This is a genomic window from Vibrio sp. YMD68, assembly GCF_029958905.1.
In the GTDB taxonomy this organism is placed as follows: Bacteria; Pseudomonadota; Gammaproteobacteria; order Enterobacterales; family Vibrionaceae; genus Vibrio.
This window is the reverse complement of the sequence record NZ_CP124614.1, coordinates 623,501-641,864: the sequence shown is the minus strand read 5'-3', so window position 1 is coordinate 641,864 and position 18,364 is coordinate 623,501. Positions and strand designations below refer to the sequence as shown.

Here is an 18,364-nt window from a genome sequence, read left to right as displayed (position 1 = left end):
AGCATTGGCCAGGTTGTTGTTTCCCCTAGCCAATGCTTTACTTCTTTATGGTAGACACCCATTCATCAGTTGCTGTATTCAGACCAACCGCGTTGCCACTCCATGCGAAATTTCTGTGATTCTTCAGTTCCTTCACATACCCCCTCATAGTACTGACCAGACAGTCCCATTTGATAAGCAAAATTAGGATTACAGTACTCAGTCACTCCAACCGTGTATCCTTCGGTGTATTCCGACACTTTAACGCCACCAAGCTTTGATAAGTCTTTATATGAACGTTCGGTATGTCCTTTAATTCCATCTTGGTATCCAATTTGATACCAATCCCCGCTTTCCGCTAACTGCTCTGTACTACTAGCACAGCCAGTAAGAGCGCCAAGCAAAGCCAGTGCGATAATATGTTTCATTATTTTCCTTTCGCTCAAAACGTTTACTACAACATGACATTTAATTTCCTATCCCGCCACTTAATTTTGAAAGCGTCCTTTTAATTCGGTCACAGACCTTTGAGACATAATGGCAACCGTTTACGTCCAGCACGAACCACTTAATTATATTGGCTACCACTCAGCTAGGTATATGACCACTGAGTGGTTTACTGAATGTGCCTATTCATTGGGTTAGTTAACATAGAGGCTGAACTGATCATTTAAATCAAAGGATGACCCTATGCTGTGGTTTTTTACTTGTGTTGCTGCCCTTATTGGCGGCTACTTTATTTATGGCGCTTTCATTGAAAAAGTTTTTGGTATCAATGAAAAACGTAAAACGCCCGCTCACACGAAAACCGACGGTGTGGATTACGTTCCAATGTCGACACCAAAAGTTTATCTGGTTCAACTACTCAACATAGCGGGTGTTGGCCCAATCTTTGGCCCAATCATGGGGGCACTGTACGGCCCAGCCGCGATGCTTTGGATTGTTATCGGTTGCATCTTTGCGGGGGCCACTCATGATTACTTCTCAGGTATGCTTTCTGTACGAAATGGTGGGGCTTCAGTACCAACCATCACAGGCCGCTACTTAGGCAAAGGCGCCAAACATTTCATGAACATTTTTGCCATTGTCTTATTGCTGCTTGTTGGTGTGGTATTCGTTTCTGCGCCTGCTGGAATGATCACCAACCTAATCAATGACCAAACGGATCTGAACGTTAGCATGAGCACGTTAGTCGCCATTATTTTTGGTTACTACATCATCGCTACGATTGTTCCTGTTGATAAAATCATTGGTCGCTTCTACCCACTATTTGGGGCGCTACTGATCTTCATGTCGGTTGGTCTAATCACAGCCGTAGCCGTATCAAGTGAGCACACGGTTCTTGGTGGTTTTGAAGTGAGCGACATGTTCAACAACATGAACCCTAACGATATGCCACTTTGGCCTGCACTCTTTATCACCATTGCTTGCGGTGCTATTTCTGGTTTCCACGCGACTCAGTCTCCACTGATGGCTCGCTGCATGGAAAATGAAAAAAATGGGCGCTTCGTCTTTTACGGTGCAATGATTGGTGAAGGTATCATCGCTCTTATCTGGTGTGCTCTTGCTCTATCTTTCTTTGGCTCGGTTGATGCTTTGGGCGAAGCCGTCGCAAATGGCGGACCTGGTGCGGTGGTTTACGGTGCTTCATTTGGTCTTCTGGGTGTATTTGGTGGAATCTTAGCGTTCCTAGGTGTGGTGATTCTGCCAATCACGTCTGGCGATACCGCTTTCCGTTCAAGCCGTTTGATTTTGGCTGAATACTTCAACATGGAGCAAAAAACACTGCGTAACCGTCTACTCATGGCATTACCACTGTTTGTACTTGGCGGTGTGTTAACTCAAGTTGACTTCGGTATTATCTGGCGTTATTTCGGGTTTGCTAACCAAACGACCGCCGTCATGATGCTTTGGACCGCTTCCGCATACCTGCTGCGCCACGGAAAATTGCACTGGGTAACCACGGTTCCAGCAATGTTCATGACGACTGTTGTATCGACCTTCATTTTAAACAACAGTACCCTTGGTTTTGGCTTACCAATTCAACTATCTACCATCATGGGCATCTTATTCACGCTAGGCGTAACAGCTTATGTCATTAAGATTTCAAAAGGCAAAGGCGACACTGATTTGGCTGATGAAGAACACCCTCAGGTTGAAACTAAGACCGCGTAATGCGTCGATAACACTTTGTATCAATTGGTACAAAAACAAAAAATAAAAATGGAGCGCTACCTCAGCGCTCCATTTTTTATCTCTCAACATAAACTTACAGTAAATAAACCTACGGAAAACTAGTCTATCTGCTTAATCTGTAATTCTTTAGGAACTTCAAAGAACATATTCTCTTCTCTTCCTAGTACGTTTTCTACCGAGCTTGCTCCCAGCTCTTTAATACGATCCAATATTTGATCAACCAGCTCTTCTGGTGCTGATGCGCCAGCGGTCACGCCCACTTTTACTTTTCCACTAAACCATTCTGGCTTAATGTCTTCTGGACAATCTGTCAGGTAACCCGGTGTACCTAGTTTTTCAGCTAATTCTTTAAGACGTGTTGAATTGGAGGAATTCTTTGAACCAACGACGACCATCACATCAACATCATTAGCGAGTTCACGAACCGCATCTTGACGATTCTGGGTCGCGTAGCAAATATCATCTTTGCGAGGCCCTTGAATATCAGGGAATACACGACGCAGCTCATCAATCACATCAGCGGTTTCATCGACCGACAGCGTCGTTTGACTGACATAGTGAAGATGTGAGGTGTCTTTTACCTTCGCTTTTAACGCTTCAACATCGCTCGGTACTTCAACCAAATACATACCGCCCTGATTGCTGGCGTATTGCCCCATCGTGCCTTCCACTTCAGGGTGCCCAGCATGGCCAATCAGTACCACTTCCATATGCTTACGGCTGGCTCTTGCGACTTCCATATGGACTTTTGTCACCAATGGGCAAGTCGCATCAAAGACGGTTAATTCACGTACTTTAGCTTCTTGGCGAACCGCCTGAGATACACCATGGGCCGAAAAAATGACAATCTGGCCATCTGGCACTTCATCCAGTTCTTCCACAAACACCGCACCGCGCTGCTTTAGCCCTTCGACCACAAAGCGGTTATGCACCACTTCATGACGCACGTATATTGGCGCTTCATAGATTTCAAGTGCGCGTTCCACAATGCTAATGGCACGGTCTACACCGGCACAAAAGCCACGTGGGTTAGCTAAAAGAATTTTCATGTCTTTACTCATGCGAGTTCATCTCAATGTTCGATATTTTACGATAACTTATTCAACAGACAAAATGTCCACTTCGAAGGTCACATCTTGCCCGGCAAGGGGGTGATTAAAATCAACCGTGACAGAGTCGCCCGCGATATCCGTGATAATTCCGGGGATCTCAGCGCCATCCGGGCCAGAGAATGCCATAACCGTTCCCACTTCGACTTCCGAATCGCCAACAAACTTTGCTCTGTCCATGTAATGAATATTGTCTGGATTTGGCATGCCGAATGCGTCTAGTGCTTTAAGCTCAATGGCCTTTTGCTCGCCCGCAGACAAGCCCATTAAGCATTGCTCAAAGTTATCACTTAGGCTGCCATCACCGATGATCAATTTTGCAGGTTTCCCCATGTTCTGAGTACTATCGGCAACGGAGCCATCTTGCAGTTTAATGGTGAAATGAAGCGTTACTGCTGAGTCTTTTTTTATGGTCGCCACGTTTCTTCTCTTCCTTGTTGTGTGATCTTGTTGTGTGATAGAGGTGCAGGGTAAACAAAAAGCGCCATCTGAACAACAGACAGCGCTTAGGGTTATTTCAATTTTGAAGGGCTGGGCGAATTTTAAATGGCCTTAATCACGCTTTTTTTGTCTGATTTTTTTTACGAAAACCATCCAATATGATCATAGCAGCACCGATACAAATCGCGGCATCAGCGAGATTGAACGCTGGCCAATGGTAGTTTCCCCAATAGAAATCCAGGTAATCGACAACAAAACCATGAACAATACGATCAAATACATTACCAACAGCACCACCAATGATCATGGCATAGGCGATATTGTTCCACTTCTCGGTTACGGGTAACTTACTCATCCAGTAAGTGAGCATGCCTGTAACAATAAAGGCGATGGTAGAAAAAAACCAACGCTGCCAACCAGGCTGATCAGCGAGAAAGCTAAATGCTGCTCCGTAATTGTGTACATGCAATAGATTAAAGAATGGCAAGACCTCGATTCGGTTTGCCCAGCCATATCCCATATGCTCAAGAACAACGAATTTTATGCCTATATCAGCAAAAAAAATGACCACCGCAAGCCATAGCCAACGAACGCCTGAATGTTTTAGTGTGATTGCTTGTTCGTTCATAATCTTCCTAAAAAATAACCCCAGTTTATACTGGGGCTATATTATTACTAAAAAGTTCACTCATACTCAAAAAGAGTTGGAGTTAGGCAAATTTACGCACTTCACCGTCACCTTCAACGTTTGACACGCAGCGGCCACACACTTTCTCATGGCCTTCAATCGTGCCCACATCTGGGGTGTGGTGCCAGCAGCGATCACACTTCTCAGATTCTGTCGCTGCCACTTCTACAAAGAGACCTTCGACTTCGGTGCTATGAGCAGTATCCGTTTTATCTGTCAGTGGTTTCACTTCGACTTTAGACGTTAGCAGAACAAAACGAAGCTCATCTTCTAGTCTGTTCATTTTCGCCGCTAATGCTTCGTCAGCGTAAAGCGTGACTTCAGCTTGCAGTGAACCACCAATGGTTTTCTCTTTACGAGCTTCTTCTAGTAACTTGTTCACCGCACCACGAACCGCTTGGATTTCAGTCCAGAATTCGTTGTTCAGTTCTTCACCTTCAGAAAGATCACGTAGACCTTGATACCATTCACCTGTGAATACGAATTTATCGCGAGCACCTGGCATTTCATTCCAGATTTCATCGGCAGTGAAAGACATAATCGGTGCCATCCAACGAACTAAGGCTTCAACGATGTAGTAAAGAGCTGATTGACAGCTACGTTGAGCGTGACCGCCCAATTTTGCTGTGTATTGGCGATCTTTAATCACATCAAGATAGAAAGAACCCATTTCGATTGAACAGAACTGCATCAGACGTTGAGTTACTGCATGCGTGTTATATTCATCGTACGCTTTTACAATTTCTTCTTGTGCAGCAAACGCACGTCCTACCGCCCAACGATCCAATGCAACCATCTCTTCAAGTGGCACTAAATCTGTTTCTGGGTTGAAACCATTGAGGTTCGCCAGGAAGAAACGCGCGGTGTTACGGATACGACGGTAAGCATCAGCTGAACGTTTTAGAATCTCATCAGAAACGGCCACTTCACCCGTGTAGTCAGTAGATGCAACCCACAAACGAAGGATATCAGCACCTAGCTTGTTGGTGACGTCTTTTGGCGCAACCACGTTACCAATAGATTTCGACATCTTACGGCCGTTACCATCAACAACAAAGCCGTGAGTAAGCACTTGTTTGTAGGGTGCTTCATCTTTCATCGCGATAGATGAAATCAATGAAGATTGGAACCAACCACGGTGTTGATCGGAACCTTCTAGGTAAAGATCAGCACTATTACCTCTCTCTTCATTCGGGAAAGAGTACTCTTCACGAGCATCCACCACCGAGTAGTGCGTCACACCAGAATCGAACCATACGTCTAACGTATCCAGTACTTTCTCGTACTTTTCAGCATCAGCATCGCCCATCAGTTCAGCGGCATCAACATCCCACCACGCTTGAATGCCTTTCTCTTCTACCAATTTCGCTACTTTTTCGATAAGCGCAGGGCTGTCAGGGTGAAGTTCTGCTGTTTCTTTATGAACGAACAGTGCAATTGGCACACCCCAAGTACGTTGACGAGAAACACACCATTCTGGGCGACCTTCAATCATGCCCTCGATGCGGCTTTGACCCCACTCAGGCATCCACTCAACACTTTTGATTGACTCTAGTGCTTTTGCACGTAGGCCAGCTTGATCCATTGAGATGAACCACTGCGGCGTTGCGCGGAAGATGATTGGTGTTTTGTGTCTCCAGCAATGTGGGTAGCTGTGTTCGTACGCGTGATGATGTAAAAGCGCGCCTTTTTCTTTCAATACTTCAAGGACTGAGTCGTTCGCTTTAAAGACATGCTGACCTGCAAATAGCTCTGTATCTGGCAAGTAAACACCGTTAGAGCCAACCGGGTTAGCGACTTCTAGATCGTATTGTTTACCGACCACGAAATCTTCTTGGCCGTGACCTGGAGCGGTGTGGACTACGCCTGTACCGGCATCAGTGGTTACGTGATCACCAAGCACGGCTGGGACACTAAAATCATAGAACGGGTGGTTGAACTGCATAAGTTCAAGCTCTGCACCTGTCGCAAAACCTAGGTTATGGTAATGCTCGATACCCGCGCGATCCATGACGTCTTTCGCCAGTTCAGAAGCCACAATGAGACGTTGCTCTTGCTGCTCACCTTTCGCTTCCACTTGAATCAGAACGTATTCTAGATCGTCTCGCAGACACACTGCGCGGTTCGCAGGCAATGTCCAAGGTGTTGTTGTCCAGATAACGACTGAGATATCACCTTGACCAACGTGATCGTTAGCCAGTGTAAACTTTTCAATTAAAGCCGCTTCATCTGCCGCTGCAAATTTCACGTCAATAGACGGTGATACTTTATCTTTGTATTCCACTTCGGCTTCAGCAAGGGCACTGCCACAATCCGTACACCAGTGAACAGGTTTGAACCCTTTCAATAGGTGACCATTGTCGGCAATTTTTCCAAGCGCACGAATGATGTTTGCTTCTGTACCAAAGTCCATAGTGCGATAAGGTTTTTCCCACTCGCCCATGATGCCCAAACGTTTGAAGCTCTCTTTTTGGCCTTCCACTTGCTGAGCCGCGTATTTACGACACTCTTCGCGGAAATCGGCCGCAGAAATCTTTTGCCCTGGTTTGCCTTTCTTCTTTTCAACCATTAATTCGATCGGTAGACCGTGACAGTCCCAACCAGGAATATAAGGCGCATCAAAGCCAGATAATGTCTTTGATTTAACAATAATGTCTTTAAGAATCTTATTTAATGCATGACCAATATGAATATCACCGTTAGCGTACGGAGGGCCGTCATGCAGTATGAACGACTTTTTGCCTTTCTTGGCTTTACGAATTTCACCGTAAAGATCTTCTTTATACCAACGCTTAAGCATTTCTGGCTCGCGGTTTGCTAAATTACCGCGCATTGGAAACCCTGTTTCTGGTAAGTTCAGGGTATTTTTGTAATCACTCATCGATTCTTAATTCCGTTCTATTGGGCGAAGTTAGACATTATGTTAATCGGTGGAATAAACCGATCAACGCTTAAGCTGAAGCAACCACACCCTTGCGGCTTCAGCATCCAATTCTATTTGTTGTTTAAGCGCTTCGAACGACTCAAACTTGTGCTCATTTCTGAGTTTGTGTAACAGTAACACTTCCAACTGTTGACCGTACAAATTGCCATCAAAGTCAAATAAGTGCACTTCTAGCTGTTGACGAATTCCATTCACGGTAGGCCGTTGACCTATATTCGCCACACCACCAATTCTTTGTTGCCCTAGGCCTAATGCCTGCACGACATAAACACCTGATACGGGCGATACACATCGTTTAAGTGGAATATTTGCTGTTGGGAAACCTATCGTCCGTCCAAGCTTTCTTCCGTGTGATACCCGGCCACTGATGCTGTACTCACGTCCTAACATTTCACTGGCCGTATCCAACGCATCTTCTGCTAGCGCGTTACGGATACCAGTGCTGCTTACACGTTGATGCTGTAAACAAAAGCTGTTAGTGCTGACAACATCAAAACCAAATAGCTGTCCCGCTTCTCTCAGCATTGAAAAGTCGCCCGTGCGCCCTTTGCCAAAGCAAAAATCATCACCAACAACGAGGTATTTCACCCCAAGCTTATCAACGAGTAAATCTCGTATAAATGCCTCAGCCGATAATGAAGCAAAATAGCGATTAAAGTTTACGCACAGTAACCTGTCTAAGTCGAGCTTACTTAGCTGAACATATTTATCCCTTAAGCGGGTTAAACGAGCGGGAGCCCTGTCTTGACTAAACAGTTCCATCGGCTGTGGTTCAAATGTCATCACAACAGAAGGCAGTTCGAGATCATGGGCTTTTTGAGTCACTTGATCTAAGACTTGCTGATGTCCTAAATGAACACCATCAAAATTACCTATCGTTAAGACACAACCTTTATGCTGAGGCTTAATATTGTGAATACCACGAATTAATTCCATTGGGATGAACTAAATACCTATTTATCAATTACTATGCGTGAAACCGACGGATTATATACTAATCAAGTTCACTCTGTCGCTGCTTTTACATCTTTTAAGCGGATACCTAAAGCAAGCAAGGCAAAAATATACACACAAGCCCCGATACCAATAGCAAGTACTAACATCGTCACTCGCTCACTGAACGCCCACATTAACCACTGAGACATATCGTCTAGGTGCCACAATAACACCGCAACCATCGCGGAACCTGCAATGACAAGCTTGGCTAAAAAGATCATGGTGTGCTTTGTCACTTTATAAACATTATTGATATGCAGACCTCGGTAAAGCAGCACCATATTGACAAAAGCCGATAACGCCGTCGCCATCGCGAGCCCAACATACCCATAAAACCATGCGAAGATGGCGTTGAAGAACATATTGGTTACCATCGCGATGATGCCATATCTCACTGGCGTCTTAGTATCTTGACGAGAGTAGTACCCGGGCGCCAGCACCTTAATTAACATAAAGTTCAGCAAACCAGACGCATAGGCAAACAAGGATAGTGACGCTTGATGTACGTCATGAGGAGTAAATTCACCACGCATAAATAACACCATTAGCATAGGCTTAGCTAATACCATTAAACCTAACATGGCGGGCACACCGAGCAGGGTGACCATGCGGACTCCCCAATCCATCGTATGGGCAAAGCCCTCACTTTGCGCATCTACGTGCTTTCTTGATAACGCAGGTAAAATAACCGTCGCAATGGCGATACCAAATAGCCCAAGTGGAAACTCTAGTAAACGGTCGGAATAATAGAGCCAGCTGATTGAGCCCGTCGCTAGAAAACTGGCAATAAAAGTATCAAACAGCAAATTAATCTGACTGACCGATACACCAAATAAGGCCGGGATCATTAGGGTACGAATTTTTACGACCCCAGGATCTCTCCAGCCCCATTTCGGTTTAACCAGTACGCCCGCTTTGATTAGAAAAGGCAGTTGAAAAAGAAATTGGACCAATCCACCTAAAAAGACGCCGATAGCCAATCCAATCTCCGGTTGGCTCAGCATAGGGGAAATAAAATAAGCCGATCCGATGATCATCACATTGAGAAAGACCGGTGTAAACGAAGAAACCGCAAACTTGCCTAAGGTATTGAGGATGGCGCCGGAAAGTGCCACAAAGGTGATAAACCACAAATATGGGAACGTAATTTTCAGCATAAAGCTCGCTAATTCAAACTTTTCTGCAGAAGGCCCTCCATTTAACCAATCCAAAAACCAACCTGCGCCAAAAAGCGCAGTAATGACTCCCGAACCCAAAACCCCCACTATGGTGACAACAGACACAATAACGCCCAGGGTACCCGAGGCTTTTGCTATTAACTGTCGAGTTTCATCCATATCACCTTTAGCGTGATACTCCGTCAATACCGGTACAAATGCTTGAGAAAAAGCACCTTCTGCAAATAATCGACGCAAAAAATTGGGGATTTTGTTTGCAAAGAAAAAAACATCAGCGCTGGCTCCTGCGCCCATCAAATTAGCGACAACAACATCTCGAACTAACCCTAATACTCGTGAAATCAACGTCATTGCGCTGACAATCATGCCTGATTTTAGAAGACGTTTACTCAAATTAACCTCAATCACCACGGCTAATGCGTCACTATATTCAAGAACAAACATAGAATGCCTGTGTAAGAGAAGATAAGTATTAGCAATGGTATAAAAATACTGTTAGAATCCCCGCCATCTTAACCGCGATAACCTTTTCATACCAAACTTGTTTGGCTTAGATTGGTTTTTGCACAAATCATTTGACAATTAAGCGCAAATAGAGGATATTCCTCGCCCTTAAATTGTCACCGAACTATGTTTTTGGGAGTTAGACCTTGGCAAACAGTAAATCTGCTAAGAAGCGCGCTATCCAAGCTGAGAAACGTCGTCAGCATAACGCTAGCCGTCGCTCTATGATGCGCACTTACATGAAAAAAACGATTGCAGCTATTGAAGCTGGCAATAAAGAAGCTGCAACTGCTGCTCTAGTAGAAGTTACACCACTTCTAGACCGTATGGCGACTAAAGGCCTTATTCATAAGAATAAAGCTGCTCGTCATAAGGCTCGTTTCACAGCTGCAATCAAAGCTCTTTAATTAGAACTTTGATAACTGTGAGAAAAAAACCGGCTTCTGCCGGTTTTTTTATGTCTAAATTATCTCAATTTCAACTTAACTGGTTTCTGGTTCACAATACAAACTATAAAGCAGCTTGATCATCGCCTTCACTTCATCACTACTCAATGAGTAGAAAACCGTTTGTGCCTCTTTACGTGTATTGACTAAACCATCACGGCGCAGCCAAGCTAGATGCTGAGATAGCGCAGATTGACTTAACTCCAACTGAGAACCTAACTCCCCTACCGATAGCTCATTGGTATGTAATAGGCACAAAATCTGTAGACGCTTTGCATTAGCCATGGCCTTGAGCAAAACAACCGCTTTCGCCGAATTTCGGTCCATATCTTCTAAGTTCATTAGGATTTCTCACTCTATAAACAGCTGTGATAGTCAATTCATCACTGGGTATCGAATAGTATAACGATATGACGCAATCAACAACTGACAAACTTATGTTTAAACGGTGCATAACCACAAGTTAATACCATAAATAACAAAGGGTTACTTAATTAGCTCACCAAAATCCTCATCACAAATACTTTTAACCGCTGGGTGTTGAATCATTCTTTCTGCAAAAATAATGTAATACTCTTCTTTTAGATCCTCAATAGAACCAATTTTTTTAAGGTGCGTTTTCTCATCCACTTCGTTCCGGTATGTGGTTGGGGCAAGCATGACCGCATCTTGATGCTGGCGAAAGAAGGCTTTCATTAACGCCAAATCATCAAACTCACCTAAAATATTGGGATTGACCCCCTGTCTGTCAAACCATTGCAAAACTTTACGTCCCATTGCGGTTCGACTACCTGGGATCAATAGCTTTATCTCTTCGAGATCCCTTGAAAGCACAATGTTCTGGTCGCCATGGCTATAAAAACTCATGCCTGATTCCCCAAGCTTTTTACTGTATAAGCCAGGGCTTTTACCTGAATCGACCGGACAGTCAGAGAGAATCATGTCCAGTTTATGTTGAGAGAGTTGCTCAAGCAGTAATTCATGTGTTGATTCAAAACAACGCAGGTGGATACTGTTATCATTCGGGACAGCACTCAATAAGATCCGACTGACGATGTCCTTTGACAAAGCATCAGCAACCCCCACATCAAATAAGATATTAGATCGTTGACTGTAATTAACAATATCAAGCAACTCATAACTCAAACCAAACATACGATCGGCATATTTAAAGACGAGTTGTCCTAGCTCGGTTGGCTCTACACTCCGACCATTTCTCTTAGTCAGTTTGCCATCCATCCGCTCTTCAAGGGCTTTTATTTGTCCGGTCACCGTTTGCGGGGTCAAAAAAAGCGCGTCTGCCGCTTTCGTCACTGATCCTTGTTTGCACACCATCCAAAAGTAATAAAGGTGGTTATAGTTTAAATGGTACATTGCATCACCTAGCATAAGAGTTATATCCCTCTATTCTAATCATAATCGCATCGATGATGCATCTACATTTCGGAAAAACCATTGATGAATGGACTTTTTCAACAATATTACCGAATGTGTATTTTGTTATATTGCAAAATTGAGCGATTTTTTCCACCTATTAATAAAAAAGTCAAAAAAAAACCATCCAGTCACAGAGTTTTAACATTAACTAAACCACTTTAAAATCAACACGTTAAAATCACTTTGGCGCCACAAAAAAAATCAAACCTCGGCTTCATCTCAAAAAGTCTCGCACGCCCTCAAACTGTCATATTAGTGAAATATTTGCCGTCTAGTATCACTCTCAGATTCAACTACAGACCAAAAACACTAAAACGGTCAACGGAGAAAACTATGATGAACCAAGCTACTTCTACAGCGATGCCAAAAGCGGGAACAACCCATTGGCTACGCTGGGCTAACTTGGCATTCATGCTATACCTACTTCTTTTAGCGGTATCAATGGTAGGAAGCGGATTCAAATTGTCGACAGGAGACCATGCAAAGGTATTATTTGAATTTGCATCTCACCCTATCGCTGGTTTAATGATTGGTCTTATCGCCACAGCGCTCATTCAATCATCCAGTACCGTTACTTCAATTATTGTCGGTTTAGTTGCGGGTGGATTACCTGTAGAAACCGCTATCCCTATGGTTATGGGGGCGAATATCGGTACAACAGTCACCAATACTATCGTTAGCCTAGGCCATGTACGTTGTAAGGTTGAGTTTAAACGAGCCTTTGCAAGTGCCACGATTCATGATTTCTTTAACTTGCTTGCTGTTGCCATCTTCCTGCCGTTAGAAATGATGTTCGGTATTCTCGACAAAATTTCACATTGGTTAGTGTCACCTTTCCTAGCGACGGGTGATCTAAGCATTAAAAGTCTGAACTTTATTAGCCCTATCACTAAGCCGGTGGTCGGTGCGATCAAAGAGCCATTGTCTGCATTTGGTGATGTCACTGCTGGTGTTACATTAATTTTGCTCGGTATTGCAACAATTGTGGTTGCGATTACCGTGATGGGTAAATTAATGAAAAGCCTGATGGTTGGCCGTGCTCGTGAAATTCTTAAGAATGCGATTGGTCGTGGTCCACTGCATGGTATCGCGTCGGGTTCTATCGTGACTATCTTGGTTCAATCTTCATCAACAACCACAAGTCTTATGGTTCCTCTTGTGGGCTCTGGGGTACTGAAAGTTCGTGACATATACCCATTTACACTAGGTTCAAACATTGGTACGTGTATTACCGCTCTATTAGCTGCTACGGCGGTGTCTGGTGAGTTCGCCGTGTTTGCCCTACAGATTGCATTGGTTCACCTAGTGTTCAATGTACTCGCTACCGCTCTTATCTATGGTATTCCATTCTTACGAGAGCTTCCTGTTAAAGGTTCTGAGTACATCGCTGAAATGGCAGTGAAGAACAAATGGGTTGTAGCGGGTTACTTGGCAAGCATCTTTGTTGTCATGCCAGGTGCCGTTCTTGCTTTAACAGCTTAAGATTTAACGGCTTAAGATAGAAGACAGTTCTCTCCTTAAGAACTCACCGCGAAATCAAGAAAAGAAAATACAGTCCAACAAAAAGGCCCCTAAACTCATACCGTTTAGGGGCCTTTTAGTCTCTATCTTTCTAAAGCGAGTAAAGTAAGTAAGCTAATAAAGTAAATAGCCAATAAAGTAAGTCAACTACACCGAGAACGGGTATTTAATCGCTTCATGGCATTCATAGCCTTCTACCCAGAAGTCATCCAAGGTCACCCAAGTTTCTAAATCTTCTAATGAAGTGATTTTAGGATTAATGTGGAACGTCGCTGGTTTTAAAGGCTCACGCTTTAATTGAATATCACGCATGGGGGCCAATTGATCTTCATAGATATGTGCGTTGACTATTTTATGATACGCCACGCCCGGCTTCTTACCCGTTATTTGAGCCATCAAAGCAAGAAATACATACACTTGAACCATATTAAAATTCAAGCCAAGTGGAACATCACAAGAGCGCTGAGTACTGTTTAGATACAGCGTGTCACCCAATAAAGAGAAGTGATGGCTGTACATGCATGGACGCAAGCACCCCATATGAAACTCTCCCGGATTATAGAAATTTAAAATCTCTCCGCGATCATCAACACCACGCGTTAGGTCATCGATAATCTTACGCAGCTGATCGACACTGCCACCATCTGGCTTTGCCCAAGATCGTCCTTGTACACCATATACACGCCCCATATCGTCTTCACCTTTACGATATGAATTATTGAGCCATGCTTGATTCAAATTAGCATTAGCGTCCCAGGTTTTCGTACCTAGTTTCCTGAAGTCTTCAGCATTATCATAACCACGAATATACCCAAGTAATTCCGCTACCGCAGACTTCCAAAAGCTCTTTCGTGTTGTCACCAGAGGGAATTGATTATTTTGAACGTCATACTCTAGGTCAGCATTAATCACCGTCAAACAACGCTTGCCTGTCCTTTCGTTTTCAATCCAAGTTCCTTCATTGACGATGCGATGACAAAGTTCTAAATATTGTTTCACGTTCAATCCTTACTTTACTGCAGCGTTATCATTGAACTGACCACGCTTGTAAGCCCATACCATCATTAAACCACCAACAATGATCATTGGTAGTGATAAAATCTGCCCCATTGAAATGAAATCGCCAAACAAGCCAATATGCGCATCGGGTTCACGAACGTATTCAACGAGGAATCGGAAACTACCATAACCGATCAAAAAGAGGCCAGATACTGATCCAAGCGGTCTTGGTCTCTTAATAAACCAGTTCAAGATAAAGAACAGCACAATGCCTTCTAGTGCCATTTCATACAGCTGTGAAGGGTGACGTGGCAAAGGGCCACCATTCGGGAAAACAATGCCCCAAGGCGCATCGGTAACGCGACCCCACAATTCGCTGTTCATAAAGTTACCCAGACGCCCCATCCCTAGACCAAACGGAACCAGCGGTGCAATAAAATCGGCGACACCAAAAAAGGTACGGCCATTCTTTTTCGCATACCAGAACATCGCGCCGATAACACCGAGCAATCCGCCATGGAATGACATTCCACCAGTCCACACCTTAAATAGGTATAAGGGATCTTGAAGAAATATATCAAAGTTATAAAACAGGACGTAACCAACACGGCCACCAACCACAACCCCTAAAAAACCTGCAAATAATAAGTCGGAAACTTGCTCACGTGTCCAACCGCTATTCGGTTTATCTGCACGGCGGTTCGCGAGCCACATAGCAAAAGCAAAACCCACTAAATACATGAGCCCATACCAGCGGATAGAAATGGGACCTAATGAAAAAAGGACAGGATCGATATTAGGAAACTGGATTAACCCCTGAGACATAAAAGAGTACTCTTATTTTTATTGATTGATTATAAACTGAGACGAGATTACAGCAGCATAGTTCCCGCGACAAATATTAAAAAGACCGCGAAGACCTTTTTTAGCATCACAGTGGGTAAGGTACTCGCCAGTTTAGCCCCTATCTTTGTTGTAAACATAGAGGTAGAGGCAATCGCAACAAGAGCCGGTAAATAGACATACCCAATACTATAATCAGGCAAACCTTCTAAATTGTATCCATGCAAAATAAAGCCGATCATGCCAGAAATCGCAATCATACAACCACAGACGGATGAAGAACCGACCGCTTTACGCATCTCAATACCATGACGACTCAAAAATGGGACGGATAATGAACCACCGCCGATCCCTGCCAGGCTTGAAATCACCCCGATACCAGAACCGCACAGTAATGTTACCCCGCTGTTAGGCATTTTTTTTGTCTTAGTGGACTTTACCGAAATCAGCATTTGAATGGCTAATAGAGTCACAATGCCAGCAAAAATCTTAGGGAGGTACTCTGTGGGTACCCACTCGGCAATATAGGTACCGAAAAAGCCACCAAAGATCACCCCTGGCATCAGCCATTTAATGATGAACATATCAACATTGCCGAGCTTTAAATGGTTTAAAGCCGAAGAGCCTGACGTTAAAATAATCGTCGCCAGAGACGTTGCTAACGCAACCAACATAACGCTTTCCGCGCCAATACCAATGGAAGGCAAAATATAAAGAAGAGCAGGAACGACGATCAACCCTCCGCCGATCCCTAATAAACCCGCCATTACACCAACAAAAGCACCCAGTAAAACCAGTAAAAACAACAATTCTATATGCACAACAACCTCTATTTTTTGCCTGCTCGGATGAACCCAGCAAAACCTTTATCTTCAAAATGCGATGACATCATAGTATAGATATCTTTCCCATACGCTTTCATTAAGGCTTTATTAGCAAATTGTTTTAATTCCGTGGTCTCAGAATGGCGCAATAAATACTTAACCTTTGCCACGTTAGAGGTATTCATACTCAGTGAGGTATACCCTAAGCCAACAAGCAAAAGACAACCAATAGGATCCCCTGCTAACTCACCACAAACACAAACCGGCAGCTTTAAGCGGTCACAAGTATCATAAATATGTTTAAGCGCCATGATCACAGATGGATGGAATGACTCATACACATCAGCAACTCTTGAATTATTACGATCCACGGCAAGAAGGTATTGCGTTAAGTCATTGGTACCAACCGATACAAAATCAATTTTCTTCGCTATAAGAGGAAGTAAATAAAGCATCGAAGGCACTTCGATCATGATCCCGACTTTAGGCATCCGGATACTTTCATCGACCTTGGACACTTCTTTATACGCTTGTCTTATTAATAACAACGCATCATCCAACTCCTGAGCACTCGCTATCATCGGCAATAAAATACTGAGGTTATGATGTTCTGTGCTTGCTCGTAACATCGCTCGAATCTGAATCAGGAAAATATCCGGATGATCTAAGGTAAACCGAATGCCTCGCCAACCTAAGAAAGGATTGTCCTCTTCTATAGGCAAGTAAGGTAACGCTTTGTCCCCTCCTACATCCAAGGTTCTCATCACGACACGCTTATTAGGGTACGTACTTAAAACACTACGATACTGCTGAATCTGCTCATCTTCTGATGGAAAGCGATGCTGAAGTAAAAAAGAAATCTCGGTTCGGTATAGGCCAACGCCATCAACGCCCTGATTGATCGCAATATTAGTATCGGCACTGAGCCCCGCATTTAAGAGCATTTCAATGCGATGCCCATCGGCTGTCATCGCGGGTTTATCCGAGCCTTTGCTGACCATGGATGTCAGTTCACGCTCTTCGTTAGCTAATGCGCGGTATTCTTTTAGCAGCTGTTTGCTCGGTGAAACTAAAACCTTTCCGCTGTATCCATCAACGATACCGCGTTTACCATTTATCTCTGTAAGATTCAGGCTTAATCCCATCACCGCAGGAATGCCAAGGGCGCGTGACAAAATCGCCGCATGAGAATTCGCAGCACCATCTAACGCGACAACCGCCAATAACTTATCTTTGGGGATAGATGCTAAGATGGAAGCCGTCAGTTCCCTAACAACCAAAATGACGGGTTTTTCAAGATGCTGCTGCTCTTTCTGAGTGTTGTACAAAAAAAACAGTAAGCGCTGACCTAACTCACGAATATCCTGGGCTCGTTCTTTTAAATAAACATCAGACATTCGCGCAAAACGGTTGGAATAAGACTCGACGACCTGCCTAAGGGCCCAATCGGCTTTATCCCCTTTTTGAATATGACTTTTTAAGTCTTTCCGCAGCATTGGATCGTTGAGCAAGTGAGTAAACAGATCAAAAATCGCCAACGTTTCTTTGTTTATTTCACCATGCAGTTTTTTTCTCATCCGGCTAAAATCGTTAAGAGCATCTTCAATGGCTACCATCAACCATTCTTGCTCTTGACTCACGTTAATGTTGGAGGCCGGATGAACATCAGACAACTGAGGTTGAGCGTCATCCCACCAAAACTCACCAATAGCGACACCGGAAGAGGCTGGGTTACCAATATTAACGTGCTGTTTTTTTTCAAGACTCCAATGCCCTTGCGTTTGTGCATGAGCAATAATCACAGCAAGCTGGGCAGCCAGTGTGACTAAAAAGGATTCTTCAATTTCGTTAAATAAACGGGAGGACTTTTGTTGAACAACGAGAACACCAAGGACTTGCTTGCGATAAATAATCGGTGTTCCAAGAAAACTGTGGTAAATCTGCTCTCCTAACTCAGGAAAGAGTTTGAAATTAGCATGCTGGGAAGCATTCGCAATATTGATAGGTTCGGCGCTACGCTTAACTAATCCAACAAGGCCTTCATCATATTTAATATGGATTTTGTCGCCTGAAAACTCAAGTCCTTGAGTCGCCATCAGCTCTAAGCGAGCTCGCTCTTCATTGGCAAGATAGATAGTGCAGCACTCTGTTTCCATAGCGCTGCATGTTTGCTTAACTAAAATATCAAACGCTTGATAGACATCATCAACTTTTGATACCTGTTCAACTATTTCCCTTAGTTGAGAAAGCATAACGGTT

At 43.8% G+C, this 18,364-nt stretch carries 16 protein-coding genes; 3 read left to right on the top strand and 13 right to left on the bottom strand.

The features are described 5' to 3' along the window. Positions 1 to 65 precede the first annotated feature (65 nt). The gene (locus QF117_RS08985) at positions 66 to 407 is read right to left on the bottom strand and encodes a DUF2799 domain-containing protein (protein WP_282388628.1); all 342 of its coding nucleotides are present in this window, start codon (positions 405 to 407) and stop codon (positions 66 to 68) included. A 262-nt stretch (positions 408 to 669) separates the two neighbouring features. Between QF117_RS08985 and QF117_RS08980 the strand changes: the two genes are divergently transcribed. Beyond that, positions 670 to 2,154, top strand: coding sequence for a carbon starvation protein A (locus tag QF117_RS08980; protein ID WP_282388627.1), 1,485 nt, complete (start codon positions 670 to 672; stop codon positions 2,152 to 2,154). Positions 2,155 to 2,273: 119 nt separating this feature from the next. On the opposite strand, the gene ispH is transcribed toward QF117_RS08980, so the two are convergent. The 6 genes from ispH to murJ all read right to left on the bottom strand — a co-directional run bounded on the left by ispH (position 2,274) and on the right by murJ (position 9,924). After that, entirely contained in the window at positions 2,274 to 3,236 is a 963-nt protein-coding gene (ispH, locus tag QF117_RS08975) for a 4-hydroxy-3-methylbut-2-enyl diphosphate reductase (protein WP_017035459.1), read from the bottom strand. 36 nt (positions 3,237 to 3,272) lie between these two features. Beyond that, the gene (fkpB, locus tag QF117_RS08970) at positions 3,273 to 3,704 is read right to left on the bottom strand and encodes an FKBP-type peptidyl-prolyl cis-trans isomerase (protein ID WP_282388626.1); all 432 of its coding nucleotides are present in this window, start codon (positions 3,702 to 3,704) and stop codon (positions 3,273 to 3,275) included. A gap of 136 nt (positions 3,705 to 3,840) precedes the next feature. Beyond that, on the bottom strand, positions 3,841 to 4,353 hold the full coding sequence (gene lspA, locus QF117_RS08965) for a signal peptidase II (protein ID WP_282388625.1): 513 nt from the start codon (positions 4,351 to 4,353) through the stop codon (positions 3,841 to 3,843). An 82-nt stretch (positions 4,354 to 4,435) separates the two neighbouring features. Beyond that, the gene (gene ileS / locus QF117_RS08960; protein WP_282388624.1) at positions 4,436 to 7,294 is read right to left on the bottom strand and encodes an isoleucine--tRNA ligase; all 2,859 of its coding nucleotides are present in this window, start codon (positions 7,292 to 7,294) and stop codon (positions 4,436 to 4,438) included. Positions 7,295 to 7,357: 63 nt separating this feature from the next. Further along, positions 7,358 to 8,293, bottom strand: coding sequence for a bifunctional riboflavin kinase/FAD synthetase (gene ribF, locus QF117_RS08955; protein WP_282388623.1), 936 nt, complete (start codon positions 8,291 to 8,293; stop codon positions 7,358 to 7,360). A 68-nt stretch (positions 8,294 to 8,361) separates the two neighbouring features. After that, on the bottom strand, positions 8,362 to 9,924 hold the full coding sequence (gene murJ / locus QF117_RS08950) for a murein biosynthesis integral membrane protein MurJ (RefSeq protein ID WP_348984837.1): 1,563 nt from the start codon (positions 9,922 to 9,924) through the stop codon (positions 8,362 to 8,364). A 257-nt stretch (positions 9,925 to 10,181) separates the two neighbouring features. Here murJ and rpsT point away from each other — a divergent pair, with 257 nt between their 5' ends. Continuing rightward, positions 10,182 to 10,442 carry a 30S ribosomal protein S20 gene (rpsT, locus tag QF117_RS08945; RefSeq protein WP_017035465.1) on the top strand — a complete coding sequence of 87 codons (261 nt, stop codon included), beginning with the start codon at positions 10,182 to 10,184 and terminating at the stop codon, positions 10,440 to 10,442. A gap of 75 nt (positions 10,443 to 10,517) precedes the next feature. Here rpsT and QF117_RS08940 read toward each other — a convergent pair whose 3' ends face one another. Together QF117_RS08940 and nhaR are read right to left on the bottom strand one after the other, a co-directional pair. Further along, a complete protein-coding gene (locus tag QF117_RS08940) occupies positions 10,518 to 10,823 on the bottom strand; it encodes a metalloregulator ArsR/SmtB family transcription factor (protein ID WP_017035466.1) in 306 nt (101 codons plus the stop codon). A 144-nt stretch (positions 10,824 to 10,967) separates the two neighbouring features. Beyond that, positions 10,968 to 11,855: a transcriptional activator NhaR gene (gene nhaR, locus QF117_RS08935; RefSeq protein ID WP_026026452.1), complete on the bottom strand. Its 888-nt coding sequence runs from the start codon at positions 11,853 to 11,855 to the stop codon at positions 10,968 to 10,970. Positions 11,856 to 12,251: 396 nt separating this feature from the next. Between nhaR and QF117_RS08930 the strand changes: the two genes are divergently transcribed. Then, positions 12,252 to 13,400 (top strand): Na/Pi symporter, encoded by a 1,149-nt coding sequence (locus tag QF117_RS08930; RefSeq protein WP_282388620.1) that lies wholly within the window; start codon positions 12,252 to 12,254, stop codon positions 13,398 to 13,400. 186 nt (positions 13,401 to 13,586) lie between these two features. Here the strand turns inward: QF117_RS08930 and QF117_RS08925 are convergent, their stop codons facing one another. Genes QF117_RS08925 through ptsP form a run of 4 tightly spaced genes read right to left on the bottom strand, consistent with a single transcriptional unit; the run spans position 13,587 to position 18,357 of the window. Beyond that, the gene (locus QF117_RS08925; RefSeq protein WP_282388619.1) at positions 13,587 to 14,438 is read right to left on the bottom strand and encodes a thymidylate synthase; all 852 of its coding nucleotides are present in this window, start codon (positions 14,436 to 14,438) and stop codon (positions 13,587 to 13,589) included. Positions 14,439 to 14,447: 9 nt separating this feature from the next. Next, on the bottom strand, positions 14,448 to 15,263 hold the full coding sequence (lgt, locus tag QF117_RS08920; protein ID WP_282388618.1) for a prolipoprotein diacylglyceryl transferase: 816 nt from the start codon (positions 15,261 to 15,263) through the stop codon (positions 14,448 to 14,450). 47 nt (positions 15,264 to 15,310) lie between these two features. After that, positions 15,311 to 16,102: a sulfite exporter TauE/SafE family protein gene (locus tag QF117_RS08915; RefSeq protein WP_017035471.1), complete on the bottom strand. Its 792-nt coding sequence runs from the start codon at positions 16,100 to 16,102 to the stop codon at positions 15,311 to 15,313. A gap of 8 nt (positions 16,103 to 16,110) precedes the next feature. Further along, positions 16,111 to 18,357 (bottom strand): phosphoenolpyruvate--protein phosphotransferase, encoded by a 2,247-nt coding sequence (gene ptsP, locus QF117_RS08910; RefSeq protein ID WP_282388617.1) that lies wholly within the window; start codon positions 18,355 to 18,357, stop codon positions 16,111 to 16,113. Positions 18,358 to 18,364: the final 7 nt, after the last annotated feature.